Source organism: Rhodopseudomonas telluris (assembly GCF_042432815.1).
GTDB classification, from domain to species: Bacteria; Pseudomonadota; Alphaproteobacteria; order Rhizobiales; family Xanthobacteraceae; genus Rhodopseudomonas; species Rhodopseudomonas telluris.
On the sequence record NZ_JBHLWM010000005.1, the window covers coordinates 150271 to 164640 of the forward strand.

Sequence of the window (14370 nt, forward strand, 5' to 3'; positions counted from 1 at the left end):
CGGTTCGGGGAGTTACAAGGTGACGACGCGGTCGCAGGCGCGGCCGGCGCCGACCACGGCGGAGAGCTGCGCCACTCGCAGATGCAGGCTCCGCTGCGCCGCGCCGAAATCGGCCAGTTCGTCGGCCGCGGCATAGAGCGCCTGCGGCGCACTGCAGGCGATGGTGCGCACCACCGCGCCGCCCGACAGGATCTGCAGCGTGTACGCCTCGGCGTCCTCGCCGAGCGGCACCTCGCCGTCCCAGCTGTCCGCGTCGATGCGGCTGCGGCGGATCCAGCTGATCGCTACGCCATCAGCGCGGCGGCGCGCGGCGAGATGCACCGGCGCCAACGGCCGCAGCGCCGCCGGCCCCGGCGTCACCGACAGCGCCACCGCGCTCGGATCGTCGTGGCTGCGCCCGGCCGCGACCACGCGCAGCAGCCTGGGCCGGCCCAGCGCGTCGCGCCCACGCGCCAGCGGCACCAGGTTGCGATCGAGCAGCACGAACGGCGCGCCGGCCGGCAGCGGATCGCGCATCGCCTGTTCGCTGCCGGCCTGGCCGCGCAGCAGCCGCGACAGCACGTAAGTGTTTCCGTCGACCAGCTCGGCATTGGCAAATTGCAGGATCTCCCATTCGCCCTCGGCGTTCTGCACGGCCGCCGCATTGCCGCCGGCGAGCACGCGCGCGTCGGGCAGCGACGACAGCGCGCCGCCATACAGCCTAACCCGGACGCGGTTGCCGCGGTCCCACAGCGCCAGCGGTCCGCGCGGCAGCGGATCCAGCGTCTGGCCGACGATCGCCCGCACCGCGGCGCTCGCCAGCGGCTGATAGCTCGCGCCGTCGGCGGAGGCGTAGATCAGCTCGGCGCCGGGCCACGGATTGGCGAACACCGCCAGCCGCGTCAGCACGTCCGCAACCTGCGCGTCGATCACCGGCAGATCCAGCGCCACGACATGCGCCGGCCCGAGCGCCGCCGGCATCTGCGGCGCCATCCGGCGCGGCGCGCGCTGCGGCAGTGCGAACACTTCCGGATCGATGCTGCGCGCCTTGATCTGCCGCGCCTGCGTGTCGACGATCTCGCCGATCTCGAACAGCCGCCGCCGTCCGTTCAGCATCACGCCGACGACGTCGCCCGGCGCCAGCCGCAGATGCCGCGGGCCGAGCGCGAAGGTCGCGGTCTCCCGCGCCGCCCACAAATCCTGCAGGAAGATCTCGGCGCGCCGCGCCGCCGCCGCCTCGTTGGTGATCACGGCGAGGTCGCTGTGCACGATCCGCGCGGCGCCGCCGACCAGCCGGCGCGACGCGGCCGCGGCGCGGCGATAATCGGCCAGCGCATCGGAGAAGCCGAACGCGATCTCGTGCGGCAGCTCGGTCTCCTGCGCGCGCGTCAGCCGCGACGGCGCGCCCTTGTCGGGCAGCACCAGATCGTCCTCGGTGAATTCCGCCACCGGCACGCCGCCGCGCTGCACGAAGCGCAGCACGCCTTCGGCGGCCGCGGCGTCGAACGCATAGGCCATCGCCAGCGGCTCGATCATCGCCCGCGGCGTCATCGGCCGATCGACCACATAGCCGTCGCAAGCGTCGCGCAGCGCGCTGCTATCCACGCCGCCGACGCCGCTGTCGGCGAGCAGCCGCGCCACCAGCGCGTCGAGCGGCGCGCCGCCGAGCCGGCCGGTCAGCCAGTGCCCGGTCTGCCAGTTCGGCGCGTCGCTCCAGATGTCCTCGGCGCCGGGAAACACCGGATAGGGCCGCGCGTCCCAGGTCCACAAATGGATCGCCGACGGATCGATCATCCGCCCGCCATACAGCGGCGACAGCGGATTGTGGGCATCGCTCGCGCCGAAGGCCGGATCGAACGCGGTGATGATCGCCTCGAGATAGCGCCGCTGGATCAGATCATCGCGATCGCCGCTGGAGAAATACGGCGCAAAGTTCTCGCTGGATTTCGGATCGGGAAACACGCTCGGCTGGTTGGCGCCCTTGTCCACCGCCGGGCAACCGACCTCGGTCAGCCACACCGGCTTGCTCATCGGCACCCACGCCGTCGGCGTCGCCAGCTCCGCGCCGCCGATCCGCTCGTGGTGCGGCTGCGCCCAGAAGCTGCCGATATCCTTGACGCGGAACGTCCACGGCTTGCCGAGCCCGTCGGTGATCGGCACACGGCTCTGGGCCGCGCGGGCGCCGTCGTCCGGGTAGTACCAGTCGAACGCCTCGCCGGCGGTGACGTTGTGCGCGAGATAGTCACGGTCGTAGGTCGAGTCGGCGCTCGCGGCATCGAGATGTCCCGCATCGTCGCGCCAGTCGGCGAGTGGCGCATAGTAATCGATGCCGACCGCGCCGATCGCCGGCGACGCCCACAGGGGATCGAGCGGAAACCGCACCTCCGCCGCATCCGCCGTCACCACGTCGGCGCCGTACTCGGTCCAGTCCGCGCCGTAGGTCACCAGCGTGCCGCCGCCGACGATCGCCTTGACGTCGGTCGCCAGCGCGACGAGCTGCTGCACGGCCGGATACACGCCCGGCCCCGAACGGACCCGCGTCAGCCCGCGCAGCTCCGAGCCGATCAGGAACGCATCGACGCCGCCCGCATCGGCACACAGCCGCGCGTAGTGCAGGATCATCCGCCGATAGTTCCAGTCGCCGCCCGCGAAGAAGCTCGCCACCTGTGCGGCCGCGCCCGCTGCGCCCTGCGGCGAGCCGGGCCGGCCCGGCGCCGGATCACAGGTGATACGGCCGCGCCAGGGATAAGGCGGCTGCGGCGCGGCGCCGGTCCACGGGTTCGGCAGCGCGTTGCCAGCCGGCACGTCCATCATCACGAACGGATAGAACGTCACCTTGAGGCCGCGGCCTTTCAGCTCGCGGATCAGATGCGTCACGCTGTCGTCGGACGGCGTGCCGCCGAACGCCGGGCGGCCATTGACCTGCGACACCAGCCAGGCATCCTCGCGGCTCGCGCCGGCGACCGACCAGGTCGTCAGGTCGAGCCATTTGTCGCGGCTCTCGACGCCCGGCCGCACGCTGCACGCGCCGGCGCGCAGATCGGTGCCGAACCATGCCACCACCACCGCGACGCGCTCGAGCCGCGGACAGACGCCCTGCAGATCGTCGAGCGCGGCGACGACGTCGGACGGCGCCTGCGCGACATGGCGGTTCTCCGGCTTCGACGTCCCCTTGTCGATGATCTGCACCAGCGTCGAGGGCTCGTAGCCGAACTCGGTGGTGCCGGGGATCAGCGTCACCGCGCGCACCATCTGTTCGAGCAGGCCGATCGGTCGCACGATCTCGAACGACAATTGCGGAATCCGGTTGCCGAAATCGGCCAGCGGCAGCCGCTCGAACACCACATAAGCGAGGCCCCGACAGGCCGGCGCGTTGCCGGCGCCCTCCTTGGCGACGATCAGCCCGTCCGGCGGCTGATCCTCGCCGCCGTGATAGACGCGCAGATTGAGCCCGGCCTGATCGAGCGGCTTGCCGTCCGCCCAGATCCGCGCGACCCGGCCGATCGGCCCTTCGCACAGGCCGACCGCGAAATTGGCGAAGTACGTGTAGGTCGTGGTGGTCGTGGTCGGGCCGCCGAACCCCTTGCCGCCGCCGGCCGAGCTCTCCTCGGTGGTGATCACTTCCTCAAGCTGCGTCGCCCAGATCACCTGCCCGGCAAGACGCGCCCGGCCATAGACGCGCGGGATCGGCGCGCCTTCGGTCGAGGCCATCACGTCGAGATCGGCGAGCCGCGGCCCTTCGACCTTGCGGGCGCCACCGCCGAACAGCGACTGATCGAGCGCATTGCCGACCAGCGCGCCGGCGATCCGCCCGGCAATCGCCCCGACCGGCCCGAACAGCGAGCCGACCGCAGCGCCGGCGACGGAGAGAACGAGAGCGGCCATGGGGATCAGCCATAAGTAGGAGGGAAGGAGCCGTTAGCAGCAAAACGGCCCGTGCGACGGCGCCACCGGCGCCGGGGTGAGACGGATTGCTTAGTCCCGCCGCATTGACGGCGATCGCGGTATTTGCATCGTAGGTTCGTCGCGGCGGGGGCTGTTACGGGATCGGATGATGCAGGAATTGCTGGCGAGTGCTGGAGCCGCGATCGCGGCGTGGTTTGCCGTGTACTTCATCGGCAAGCCGGTGGTCGCCTTGCAGCAGCAACGCATCGCCGCGCTGCAGACGGCCGAGCGCTACTACGCGGTTGACATCAGCGACAGCGAGGCCGAGCGCGACGCCGCCGCCAAGGCACTGTTCGAAGCCGGCGTGGCGCTGCGCGCCTATCACCGCGGCTGGTCGACCGCGGTGCGGATGTGGAGCTGGGCCTGGGGCTACGATCTCGACCTCGCCACGCAGTGCCTGTTCGGCCTCGCCGAAGGCGCGCGCAGCGACAAGCCGGCGTTCCCGGACGCGCGCCGCAACACGCTGAACGCGCTGTACATCGCCCTCGCCGCCCACAAGCATCTGCCGCGCGAAACCGTCGACGCCATCCGGCGCATGATCGCCCAGAGCCAGGCCGCCAGCCACGACACCGCCCCCGCGAGCGGCGCGCCGTCGTAGCGTCGCTCGCGACTCCTTCGCTCCGCCCTTGCTGGGACAGGCCGGAGTGAGCGGCCAGCCTCTCCACGCCACGCGCGCCTGCTGATCAGCAACACGCCCTCACCCGCTCACGCCCGGAAACGCGAACGCATAGGCCAGCCGTCGCCGCCACCACGGCGCGATCGCGACCTCGCACACCGCCGCGCCGTCATGGGCGTGGATCATCGTGCTGGCCGAACTCGCGATCGCGGCATGTTTGGCGACGCAGCTATCAGTCCAGCGGAACAGCAGCACGTCGCCGGCGCCGAACGCATCGCGGCCGATCGGCACGAGATGGCGCAGCGCCGCTGCGGCGAGCGCCTCCTCGCCGCGCGCTTCGGCCCAATCCGGCGCGTAAGGCGGCGGAGCTTCGGGCTCGTCGCCGACGCAGCCGCGCCAGACGCCGCGCACCAGCCCGAGGCAATCGCAGCCGACGCCTTTCACCGACGCCTGGTGCCGATAGCGCGTGCCGATCCAGCTCCGCGCCTCGGCGACCAGCGCGTCGCGCGTGATCACTTTGCTCATCTGAATTCGTCCGATTGGAGAGAAGCGAAGGCCGCTAGCCCTTGAGCGCCCCGGTCAACGAGCCGCCGCCATGGCCCGGCGTGCCGGGCACCGGATAGCTGACCACGAAGTCGTTGCCGGGGATCTGCGGGAAGCCGCGAAAATTGGCGGCGTTGCCGAAGCGGTCGCGGCAGGTCGCGAAGCGCTTGTCGCAGCCCGCCGTGAGGATGAAGGCATCGCCCGGCGCGATCGGATCGGCCGTCGCCTGCCACAGCGACAACCGAACTTGCCCGGCGACGACGCGGTGCTGCTTGATCTCGATCGCCGCGCCCGCATTGGCGCCGCTGCTCCAGCTCAGCCGCCCGCCGGTGAACAGCCCCGCCGCGAAGCCGTCGAGGCCGGCCACCGCGAGCGTCGACACGCCGAACGTCGCCGCGACGCTGCCGGCGCCGCGCCACGCCGCACTGCCGAGATCGACCCGGCAGCGGCCGTCGCCGAGATCGGCGCCGCAGGCCGCGGTGTAGAGCCGTCCGCTCTCCTGCGACAGCAGATCGGCGAGCCCGCGCAGCTCGGCGGTGAACGCCCGCCCCTCGCGCCGCACCTCGCCCAGCGTGCCGCGCGCGGTCAACAGGCGCAGCGACGGCGCGCTCCAATCCACCAGCCAGCTCTCGATCGCCGCCGCATCGTAGCGTCCCGCCGCGAGATCAGCCTCGCTGAGCAGATCATCCGCCAGCGCCCCCGAAATCTCCGCGCCATCAACCGACAGATCAAACCGCTGCGCCGCCTCCGACGCCGCAAAGCCGGTGCCGGCGCGGCAGGCGATCCCCTCGATGATCAGGTCGCGATCATGATCGGTGAAGCCGAGCACCGCGCCATCGCGCCGCCGCAAAATCCAACACTGCGCGAGCGTGGTGACGCCGGAGTCGAGCCTGGCTTGCAGAGACGCGGGGACGGAGCGCATGGGAGACATCCTTCTTCGTCCGTCCCTCGAGCGGACGGATATCGATCACATGATCAGCCGGTGCATCCACAACGATGCGCGCTCACGCGCATGACGAGAGCCGGCCGGGCTGACTGTGCGATCGTCGTCAGGGAACCGCGCCCCCCGATCCGGCCGCCAGGCTGAAGAGGCGATCAGTCTCGAAAATGACGACATCAGAGGACCATCGCATCGTCGCAACGCCCGCAAGGAGAAGCGTGTTTCCTTTCACGCGCGACTGGTTGCCACGTGCGGCAGCCGCTTTACATAGCGATGCATCACCCCTTCAATTGCGGGCCTTCCATGACCGACCTCTCCGTCGACGCACGACTTCTCGCCTCGGATCGCACCAGCGGCTCCGGGCGCGACTCCATCAACCCGACGGTGGTCGCGATCGGCCTCGCGGCGCTTGCGGCTGGCGCGCTCGGCTTGGGCGCCGTTTACGGCTGGCGCCAGGGCGCGCTGTTCGTGCTCGGCAGTGGTCTTGGCCTCGTGCTGTATCACGCGCTGTTCGGCTTCACCTCGGCGTGGCGCGTGTTCATCGCGGATGGGCGCGGCGCAGGCCTGCGGGCGCAAATGCTGATGCTCGCCGTCGCCGTCATTCTGTTCTTTCCCGCCCTCGGGGAAGGCTCCGTGTTCGGCCAGGCGGTTCGCGGCGAGTACGGCGCGGTCGGCGTTTCCGTCCTTGTCGGCGCGTTCCTGTTCGGCATCGGCATGCAGCTCGGCGGCGGCTGCGCATCGGGCACGCTCTACACCGCCGGCGGCGGCAACACCCGCATGTTCGTAACCTTGTCGGCTTTCATCATCGGCTCGACGGTCGGCGCGCTGCATTTGCCGTGGTGGTCGGCGCAGCCGAACATCGGCCCCGTCTCGCTCATCGCCAGCCTCGGCTGGGCGCCCGCGCTGGCGATCAGCCTCGTGGTCTTCGCCGCAATCGCGCTGCTCACTCGCTTTGTCGAAAAGAAGAAGCACGGAACGCTGCTGAACGGCGCCGAGCCGACGCACCATGGCTGGCGCCGGCTGCTCCAAGGCCCCTGGCCGCTGCTGGCCGGCGCCGTTGCGCTCGCCCTCGGCAACTTCGCAACGCTGTATCTCGCCGGCCGCCCCTGGGGCGTGACCTCCGCGTTCGCACTGTGGGGATCGAAGCTGGTCGCGCTGACCGGAGCCGACGTCGCGTCCTGGGGCTACTGGCAGGTGCCCGCGCGAGCCGCGTCGCTGCAGCAAAGCGTGTTCGCCGACATCACCTCGGTGATGGATTTCGGTATCATCCTCGGCGCCATGATCGCGGCCGGCTTGGCCGGCAAGTTCTCCCCGAGCTGGCGCATCCCCGCCCGCTCGCTGATCGCCGCAATCATCGGCGGCCTCCTGCTCGGCTATGGCGCGCGCCTGGCCTACGGCTGCAACATCGGCGCCTACTTCAGCGGCATCGCCTCCGGCAGTCTGCACGGTTGGGTGTGGCTCGTCGCCGCCTTCACCGGCAGCATTCTCGGCACGCGGCTGCGGCCGGTGTTCGGGCTGTCGGTGGAGAGAAGTGGACGGGCGTAGGTTCGCGGGCGAGTGGGCGAACGATGTCCGCTCAACCGATCGGCGCGTACCCGACCCGTTCATCGCCGACAGCATAAACTTGACGGTTCTACGGAGTTGATTACTTACTAATTTGCACTGCAGGATGAACATAGCCAATACCAACTTAGCTCCCCCATCGAAGCCGCGAACTCACCGCGCGGCGAAGGCTGGCCTTGACCTTGGAAGTTCATCTAGCATTGCGAAACCGGGAATTTGAATTGCCCGACCGAAAGCAAGGTACGCGAGCAGCTCGGTCGGATCGAATTACATCTTTGCTGCCCGCACATTCTAGAATCATGAGCTCCCGGCGAGGTCTTTATTCCGGGCAAGATCGGTTCTAAACTCTGACCATCACCTTCGACTACTTTGCTCCCGTTGGAGAATCACAAATCATCAGCTAGGCTAACTTTGTTATTGGCCTTGGATTTTCGCGAGGCAGTAGCGTACTCGGCATTACAAGACCGGGACGCCCCGATCTGGGCTTCAATAATTCCACGCACTCAAATATTACCTTTCGATTTCTCGAGGGATTAATATAATTAGCTCAGTTCCAACCATGTCCGCGGCACAGTTCGCAACCGTGTTCGCTCTAAGACCAAACCTAGTGGCATGGTTTCTAGGCGCCGGTGCGTCGGCGGCATCGGGAATCCCGACCGGCTACGCCATGATCCGGGACTTCAAGGCTCAGATCTTTTGTCGCGAGAACAGCCTCTCGAAGCGGGAAATCGACACGGCTGATCCGGTTTGGATCGAAAGAATCGACGCGTTCTTTCGCCGGACACCGATCCTGCCGCTAGATGGCGATCCGACCGAATATGCAGCTGCCTTCGAAGCGGTCTACCCGCAGCCTCGGCATCGCCGGCAATATATCGATGACGCGATTTCCAAAGGCACGCCCTGCTTCGGGCACAAGGTTCTCGGAAGCCTCATCGCCAGCGGAAAGGTCGATTGCGTTTTTACGACAAATTTCGACCCGCTGATTGAGGAGTCAGCTCTTTCGGCAAATGCCGTATTGCCCGTCACCGACCAAGTTCGTCCAACGGTTGCTGCGATCGACTCTTCCGACCGAGCGATGCGTTGCCTGAACGAGTCCGACTGGCCATTAGTCGCAAAGCTCCATGGAGATTACCAGTCAATCGCCATTAAGAATACGGGATCAGAGCTTGAGGAGCAGGATGTCCGAATGCGACGCGTGCTGGTGGAAGCCGGTAAGCGCTTCGGTATGGTGTTTGTCGGGTATAGTGGACGAGATGCCTCGATCATGGAGGCACTGAACTCCATACTCGCCGATCAATCGCCCTTTCCCAACGGCATATATTGGGTCACCTCCTCGGCCTCGCGGCTGCTACCGGCAGTCGCTGAGTTCCTAGAAAAGGCGCAGCTTGCAGGAGTCGACGTTGCAATCGTCGAGTGTGCGACTTTCGATGAGCTGTCCGCAGACATAATCAAAACGGTCGACCTGCCGACGATCTTGTTCGATCGGGTGATGCTCGGCCGCCCTGCGCCTCGGCTGGTGCCCGTGAAGCTACCTACCGCCGAAGCGCGGCCTTTCCCCGTGCTGCGCTATTCCGCTCTTCTCATTGAAACGATACCGCGCAAGGCCAGGCGAATGACGCTCGCTGCACCCACGACGTCAGCCGCCGTCAGGGAACTACTCAAGGAAAAGAACTGCAGGGCAACCGTCGCAGCGAACGGACGCGAGTTGGCAGTTTTCGGGAGAGACCAAGATGTGCTGGACGCGCTCGCACCACTCGGCGCGGGGCTCGGAGGAGAGGTCGCACTGGACCCCATCGCCGACAGCTGGGCGCTGGGAATTCTTTACGACGCTCTCGTAAGAGGGCTGGCGAGACGACGGCCGCTTATCCCCAGGTATAAACGTTCTGGACATTCGATCGTCGTTGCAGCGCCTCGCGATGAGGAAGATCCGGAGCGAACTCGCCGGAACGGGCAGGTGCTGAAGAAGCTGCGAGATGCCTATGGATGTGCTTTGACCGGGACCGTCCCCGGGCTCGGATTTCACTTCCAGGAAGGCGTTTTCTTGAAGTTGGACCAAGTCGGCGGACGCTGGTGGTGCGGCTTCGAGCCGTTTACCTTCGTGCAAGTTCCGAGGCCGAATCTTTCCCAAGGCGGCAATCCGGACGATCCGAGCGCGATCGACCTTGATCCGATGGGCATCCGCTCGGATCGCGGGGGCGACCCTGCAGGTGATTGGCGTCGAGAACGGTGGGCGCAGCGCTACAACAAGAATTGGGCGAGCATCATAGATGCTTGGGCTCAGCTTCTTGCCAATGAGGGCGGCGGCGATCGGCGTGCCTTCGGGCTCGAAAACGGAGCGGGAGTTGACGCGGTGTTCGAGGTTGCACCGGTCACCGGCTGGAGTCGACCGGGCCATCACCACGTCTATTTCGACAGGAGCAGGTGATGAGCAATCCTGCCCTCGTGACGAAGCTGCCACCGTTCACGCTTCTAGATGAGCCTCTTCTAGCTTTTTCGCCCTCCGACCCCACGCAGGTCGATGTCCACCCGCTCAGGGGCCTAGCAAACTTCGGACCCTATTCGAAAGGATCGTTCGGAGGATACACGTCGCGAGTACGCATCGCGACGGTGGGGCCGGAGAGTGCTTTCAAACGGCGCGGCGAGCTTATGCGTTCGCTGCGTGGTCCCCATCGTCCTTCCGATCGCTCGGAATATGTGCCGGAGTACCCCGGCTTCGAGACGCTCTTCCATGTCGCGCTCGAGGCCGCGCCCCGTGACGCCCACATCAAATGGCCCGAGCATCTGCACCAACTCCCAGGCGACGGCGAACCGCAGGCGCGGCTTTTCTCCGCAATGGAAGCCGCGCTCCGACGGCTCGATACTGTACGAAACGAGTTTGATGTCGTGCTCGTCCATTTTCCCGACAGCTGGAACCCAGCCACGCGCGGTAAATTCTTCGATGCGCACGATGCGCTTAAGGCCCTTGGCGCGAAACATAACATACCAACGCAGGTCCTAAATGATCGGGCTTTTACCTTCCCCCATAGGGCGTCACTTGCGTGGCGCCTCGCGACTGCTCTGTATGTTAAAGCCGCCGGCACGCCCTGGAAGCTTGCACCACTGGAAGGTGTGCCAGCAGATACGGCCTATATTGGGCTCGCGTATGCGCTCCGCGGCGATCAACGAGATGCGCACTATGTGACCTGCTGCTCACAGGTTTTCGACATGGATGGCGGTGGCATGCAGTTCGTCGCGTTTGAGGCCCGCGATCCGGTCGCAGACGTCGCGGAGGCCCGCAGAAACCCATTTCTGAGCCGCGACGATATGCGAGCGGTGCTCGCCCGCAGTCTCGAACTCTATCAGGGGCGCAACGGTGGCCACCTCCCTAAGCGGATGGTCATACACAAGACCACCGCGTTCAAGGATGGCGAAATCGAAGGGGCGTTCGACGCGTTAGCCGGCGTCCCAGAAATTGAGTGCCTTGAGGTCAGCTCGGCATCTTGCTGGCGTGGCGTCTGGCTGATCAAGTCAGGCCAGCAAAAGCCCCCTACGCGGCCGTCCGGCTATCCCGTGCCCCGGGGAACAATGGTGGTAAGATCGGGCAATTCTGCGTTGATATGGGTAGCAGGGAATGCTCCTGAAGTCTCGACAAAGGGGGACTATTATCAAGGGAAGAAGAGCATTCCGCGCCCGCTGCAGCTCATCCGACATGCCGGCAGCGGTCCACTCGAATTGAGCGCTCACGAAGCGTTGGCGCTGACCAAGATGGATTGGAACAATGATGCGCTGTACGACCCCGTACCTGTGAGCATCCGTTATTCCCAAAAGCTGGCACGGACGATCGCGAATGTCGCGGACCTGCCGAGAAACGTTTATCCATACCGCCTCTTCATGTGAGCCAAATCGTGGGTGAGCGACTTAAACAACTCGTCTACCCCCTGATCTCCACCACCGGAATCTTCGGAATCGCCCCGGCCGCAAATGCCGACAGATCGACCTCGAGATAATCGGTGTCGAACCGCACCGGCACGTCGAACTGATAGCCGGCCGTCACCGCTGCGCCAGGCGGCGGGAGGTGGCCGGCCACGAACGTGACCACGCCGGTGCTCGTGTCGACGCTGAAGCCGCTCGTCATCTCGACGCCGCCGACGGCGATGCGGACGGAGCCGGCGACAGGCTTGGTGATGGCGCGGGTGTAGGGGGCGAAGCCGGTGCCGTAGGTCTTCACCAGCTGATAGGTCGCGGTGGTGCCGTCGCCGGTGCCGATGCCCTGGTCGAGCGGCGATGGCGGCTGGCCGGGTGCGGCGGAGGCATGATCGAGCCGGTCGCGCCAGCGAAAGCCATAGAGTTGGCCGCGGCGCTCCTCGAAGAACGCCACCACTGCCTGCAAGGCTTCCAGCGTCTTGATGCCGTAGCCGGCGTCGTAGCGCCGCCGCGAGTCCGCCCAGCGCGCGTTGCGCTGTTCGCGGCCGGAGCCGAACGACACGATCTCGGTCCGCCGCTCTGGCCCGCCCGCGCTCTTCAGCGCGACGTCGAGCGGAAACAGCACCTCGTGGAATGGGGTCATGTAGCTGCCCTCTCAGCCGTCATTGCGAGGAGCACCCGGATCGGCGCTTCGCGCCGTCCGGGCACAGGCTCCGCGACGAAGCAATCCAGCTCCTTGCACCAGGCTGGATTGCTTCGCTTCGCTCGCAATGACGCGGAGCCTCCTTTGTCGGATGAATAATCAAAGCCCCCGCTGCCCGCGCGCGACGGCGCGGGCGATCTGGCCGGTGACGTAGCTTTCGGAGCGGCGGAAGCTGTCGGCGTCGGGGGTGGCGATCTGGATGTTGACGACGCTGCCGCCGCCCGCGCTGGCGACGCCGAGCCGGCCATCCGCGCCGCGCTGCAGCGGCAGGATCGCCTCGGGCCCGGCCTCGCCGGCAAGGCCGACGCCGCCGCCGAGCATCGGGAAGTAGGTCGGCGTGCCGATCACGCCGCCGGCCGCGAACGGCTTGATCGCGCCGTCGGCATTCTTCGACGTGGTACCGCCGAACAGCCCGGAGAACAGGCTGTCGAAGCCGCTGGCAAGCCCGTTGGTCAGCGGCTTCAGCGCCGCCTTCAGCGCCAGATCCGAGACCTTGAGGGCGAGCGACTTCAGCACGTCCTCGAACTGCTTGCCGCCGGTGACAGCCTGCGAGAACGCCGAGGTCATCGCCCGCGCGAAGCCCTTGGCTTCGCCGCTGAGCGCCTGAGTCTTGGTGGTGAGCTGATAGACCTTCTGCGAGGTGTCGTCGACGCAGCCGCAGTCGCACTCTTCGCAACTATTCGTCATCGCGCCTGCTCCTGATCGGGAAAGCGCCGCATCAGCGCGTCGAGGCCGCCGCGGTCGAGCGGCGCGGTGATGCCGCCGCGCGCGCCGGTCAGCGCGGCGGCGAGCTCCCGCGGCGTCATCCGCCAGAAATGATCGGGCGACAGCCGCAGCACGCCGAAGCCGAACTGCATCGCCTCGGCCCAGGGAAACGGCGTCATGCCGCCGCCTCGCCGAAGGTCGCGGTGATCAGTTCGGCGGCGATCGTCGCGTAGCCGGGCGCGCCGCCCGCGACCGTCATCGCCGCGACCTCGTCGTCGCTCACCGTCTCGCCGGCGCCGCGCAGGCCGGCCGCGAGGATGCGGACGAGGTCGCGCGCCGACAGGTGCCCGCTGCCGAAGCGCTGCGCCAGCGCCACCAGGTCGGACGCGGCGAAAGCAGCTTCCAGCTCGGCCAACGCGCCGAGCGTCAGCACCAGCGTGCGCCGCCTGCCGCCGAGTTCGGCGTCGATCTCGCCGCGATGTCTGTTGGCCATGGTGCCCTCCTTCACAGCGCCGCGAAGCCGAGCGCGCCGGCGCTTTCCAGCGTGATGTCGAAGGTGACTTCGCCGTTGTGCTCGCCGGCAAATTCCAGGCTGGCGATCTGGAACGGCCCGCTGATCGCGCCGAAATCCGGCACGATCACCTGGCAGTCGCTGATCAGGCCGCTGAAAAATGCCTGCCGAACCACTGCATCCGACGCCGCATCCTTGAACAGGCCGCGGCCGGAGATCGAGGCGCGGCGCACGCCGGCGCCGGCCAAGAGCTCGCGCCAGCGATCGGCGGATTCGGCGTGGGTGATATCGACCAGCTCGGCGTTGAACGCGATCTTGCGGCTGCGCAGGCCGGCGACGGTGACGTAGCTGGCCCCGTCGTTGATCTTGACCAGCAGATCCTTGCCCTTCTGTGCGCCCATGCGCGGCTCCTCGTTGTTAGTTCGGTTCGGTGACGGCGCGGAACCGCACCAGCGCGTGATAGGTGCGGCCGTCGCCGGTGCGGCGGATGTCGGCGAGCGCGAAGCGCAGATTGACGAGGCGATGGCCGGCCGGCCGCAGCGGCGCGTCGTCGAGCGCCTGCAGCAGCGCGCCGGTGATGACATGCGCCTCCTTGTGGCCGCCCTGCCGCGACCAGGCGTGCAGCGTCAGTTGGTGTTCCTGCAGCGACGCATCGTCGGCGGAAGCATCGGTGATCCGCGCCTCGCCGAGCGTGACATAGGGAAACGCCGCGCCCGGCGGCGGCTCGTATCCGACCAGCGCGCCGCCGAGCGCGGCGACGAGGCCGGCATCGGCGACCAGCGCCTGATAGATCGCAGCGCGCAGCGCCGCCGGTGCGGTGAGCATCAGACTATCTCCGGGGTGATGATCACCCTCCCCTGGAGGGGGAGGGTCGCTCGCGCCAGCGAGCGGGGTGGGGTGGCGAAGAGTTCATCCGCAGTGCCCGCGGCTCACCCCACCCCGACGCCCATCCCGCTACGCGG

General features: G+C 67.4%; 13 protein-coding genes. 4 read left to right on the plus strand and 9 right to left on the minus strand.

Annotation, left to right across the window (positions count from 1 at the left end):
* Nucleotides 1-12 precede the first annotated feature (12 nt).
* Nucleotides 13-3864, minus strand: a complete 3852-nt coding sequence (locus ACFFJ6_RS12225; RefSeq protein WP_378388006.1) for a baseplate multidomain protein megatron — start codon at nt 3862-3864, stop codon at nt 13-15.
* Between the two features lie 169 nt (nt 3865-4033).
* On the opposite strand from ACFFJ6_RS12225, the gene ACFFJ6_RS12230 reads away from it, so the two are divergent.
* Nucleotides 4034-4522: a hypothetical protein gene (locus ACFFJ6_RS12230; protein WP_378388007.1), complete on the plus strand. Its 489-nt coding sequence runs from the start codon at nt 4034-4036 to the stop codon at nt 4520-4522.
* Between the two features lie 99 nt (nt 4523-4621).
* On the opposite strand, the gene ACFFJ6_RS12235 is transcribed toward ACFFJ6_RS12230, so the two are convergent.
* Both ACFFJ6_RS12235 and ACFFJ6_RS12240 read right to left on the minus strand, forming a co-directional pair.
* The gene (locus ACFFJ6_RS12235; RefSeq protein WP_378388008.1) at nt 4622-5065 is read right to left on the minus strand and encodes a C40 family peptidase; all 444 of its coding nucleotides are present in this window, start codon (nt 5063-5065) and stop codon (nt 4622-4624) included.
* Between the two features lie 34 nt (nt 5066-5099).
* Complete coding sequence (locus ACFFJ6_RS12240) at nt 5100-6005, minus strand: phage/gene transfer agent baseplate hub protein (protein ID WP_378388010.1); 906 nt, start codon at nt 6003-6005, stop codon at nt 5100-5102.
* Nucleotides 6006-6326: 321 nt separating this feature from the next.
* Here ACFFJ6_RS12240 and ACFFJ6_RS12245 point away from each other — a divergent pair, with 321 nt between their 5' ends.
* From ACFFJ6_RS12245 to ACFFJ6_RS12255, 3 genes are all read left to right on the plus strand, one after another.
* Nucleotides 6327-7568 carry a YeeE/YedE family protein gene (locus ACFFJ6_RS12245; protein WP_378388013.1) on the plus strand — a complete coding sequence of 414 codons (1242 nt, stop codon included), beginning with the start codon at nt 6327-6329 and terminating at the stop codon, nt 7566-7568.
* Nucleotides 7569-8253: 685 nt separating this feature from the next.
* Complete coding sequence (locus tag ACFFJ6_RS12250) at nt 8254-10011, plus strand: SIR2 family protein (RefSeq protein WP_378388015.1); 1758 nt, start codon at nt 8254-8256, stop codon at nt 10009-10011.
* Nucleotides 10011-11462 (plus strand): argonaute/piwi family protein, encoded by a 1452-nt coding sequence (locus ACFFJ6_RS12255; protein WP_378388018.1) that lies wholly within the window; start codon nt 10011-10013, stop codon nt 11460-11462. Before ACFFJ6_RS12250 ends, ACFFJ6_RS12255 begins: the two co-directional genes overlap by 1 nt.
* 34 nt (nt 11463-11496) lie before the next feature.
* Here the strand turns inward: ACFFJ6_RS12255 and ACFFJ6_RS12260 are convergent, their stop codons facing one another.
* From ACFFJ6_RS12260 to ACFFJ6_RS12285, 6 genes are all read right to left on the minus strand, one after another.
* Nucleotides 11497-12132 (minus strand): phage distal tail protein, Rcc01695 family, encoded by a 636-nt coding sequence (locus ACFFJ6_RS12260; RefSeq protein ID WP_378388021.1) that lies wholly within the window; start codon nt 12130-12132, stop codon nt 11497-11499.
* A 159-nt stretch (nt 12133-12291) separates the two neighbouring features.
* Nucleotides 12292-12879, minus strand: a complete 588-nt coding sequence (locus ACFFJ6_RS12265; RefSeq protein ID WP_378388023.1) for a phage tail tape measure protein — start codon at nt 12877-12879, stop codon at nt 12292-12294.
* Nucleotides 12876-13076: a rcc01693 family protein gene (locus ACFFJ6_RS12270; protein WP_378388025.1), complete on the minus strand. Its 201-nt coding sequence runs from the start codon at nt 13074-13076 to the stop codon at nt 12876-12878. Before ACFFJ6_RS12270 ends, ACFFJ6_RS12265 begins: the two co-directional genes overlap by 4 nt.
* The gene (locus ACFFJ6_RS12275) at nt 13073-13390 is read right to left on the minus strand and encodes a gene transfer agent family protein (RefSeq protein ID WP_378388027.1); all 318 of its coding nucleotides are present in this window, start codon (nt 13388-13390) and stop codon (nt 13073-13075) included. The genes ACFFJ6_RS12270 and ACFFJ6_RS12275 overlap by 4 nt, the downstream gene beginning before the upstream one ends.
* 11 nt (nt 13391-13401) lie before the next feature.
* Nucleotides 13402-13809: a phage major tail protein, TP901-1 family gene (locus ACFFJ6_RS12280; RefSeq protein WP_378388029.1), complete on the minus strand. Its 408-nt coding sequence runs from the start codon at nt 13807-13809 to the stop codon at nt 13402-13404.
* A gap of 16 nt (nt 13810-13825) precedes the next feature.
* Nucleotides 13826-14233 carry a DUF3168 domain-containing protein gene (locus tag ACFFJ6_RS12285; RefSeq protein WP_378388031.1) on the minus strand — a complete coding sequence of 136 codons (408 nt, stop codon included), beginning with the start codon at nt 14231-14233 and terminating at the stop codon, nt 13826-13828.
* Between the last annotated feature and the right edge of the window lie 137 nt (nt 14234-14370).

Excerpts from the sequence above, each read along its gene's own strand:
- ACFFJ6_RS12225 (WP_378388006.1), bottom strand. The coding sequence starts at position 3,864 with ATGGCCGCTCTCGTTCTCTCCGTCGCCGGCGCTGCGGTCGGCTCGCTG.
- ACFFJ6_RS12230 (WP_378388007.1), top strand. The coding sequence starts at position 4,034 with ATGCAGGAATTGCTGGCGAGTGCTGGAGCCGCGATCGCGGCGTGGTTT.
- ACFFJ6_RS12235 (WP_378388008.1), bottom strand. The coding sequence starts at position 5,065 with ATGAGCAAAGTGATCACGCGCGACGCGCTGGTCGCCGAGGCGCGGAGC.
- ACFFJ6_RS12240 (WP_378388010.1), bottom strand. The coding sequence starts at position 6,005 with ATGCGCTCCGTCCCCGCGTCTCTGCAAGCCAGGCTCGACTCCGGCGTC.
- ACFFJ6_RS12245 (WP_378388013.1), top strand. The coding sequence starts at position 6,327 with ATGACCGACCTCTCCGTCGACGCACGACTTCTCGCCTCGGATCGCACC.
- ACFFJ6_RS12250 (WP_378388015.1), top strand. The coding sequence starts at position 8,254 with ATGATCCGGGACTTCAAGGCTCAGATCTTTTGTCGCGAGAACAGCCTC.
- ACFFJ6_RS12255 (WP_378388018.1), top strand. The coding sequence starts at position 10,011 with ATGAGCAATCCTGCCCTCGTGACGAAGCTGCCACCGTTCACGCTTCTA.
- ACFFJ6_RS12260 (WP_378388021.1), bottom strand. The coding sequence starts at position 12,132 with ATGACCCCATTCCACGAGGTGCTGTTTCCGCTCGACGTCGCGCTGAAG.
- ACFFJ6_RS12265 (WP_378388023.1), bottom strand. The coding sequence starts at position 12,879 with ATGACGAATAGTTGCGAAGAGTGCGACTGCGGCTGCGTCGACGACACC.
- ACFFJ6_RS12270 (WP_378388025.1), bottom strand. The coding sequence starts at position 13,076 with ATGACGCCGTTTCCCTGGGCCGAGGCGATGCAGTTCGGCTTCGGCGTG.
- ACFFJ6_RS12275 (WP_378388027.1), bottom strand. The coding sequence starts at position 13,390 with ATGGCCAACAGACATCGCGGCGAGATCGACGCCGAACTCGGCGGCAGG.
- ACFFJ6_RS12280 (WP_378388029.1), bottom strand. The coding sequence starts at position 13,809 with ATGGGCGCACAGAAGGGCAAGGATCTGCTGGTCAAGATCAACGACGGG.
- ACFFJ6_RS12285 (WP_378388031.1), bottom strand. The coding sequence starts at position 14,233 with ATGCTCACCGCACCGGCGGCGCTGCGCGCTGCGATCTATCAGGCGCTG.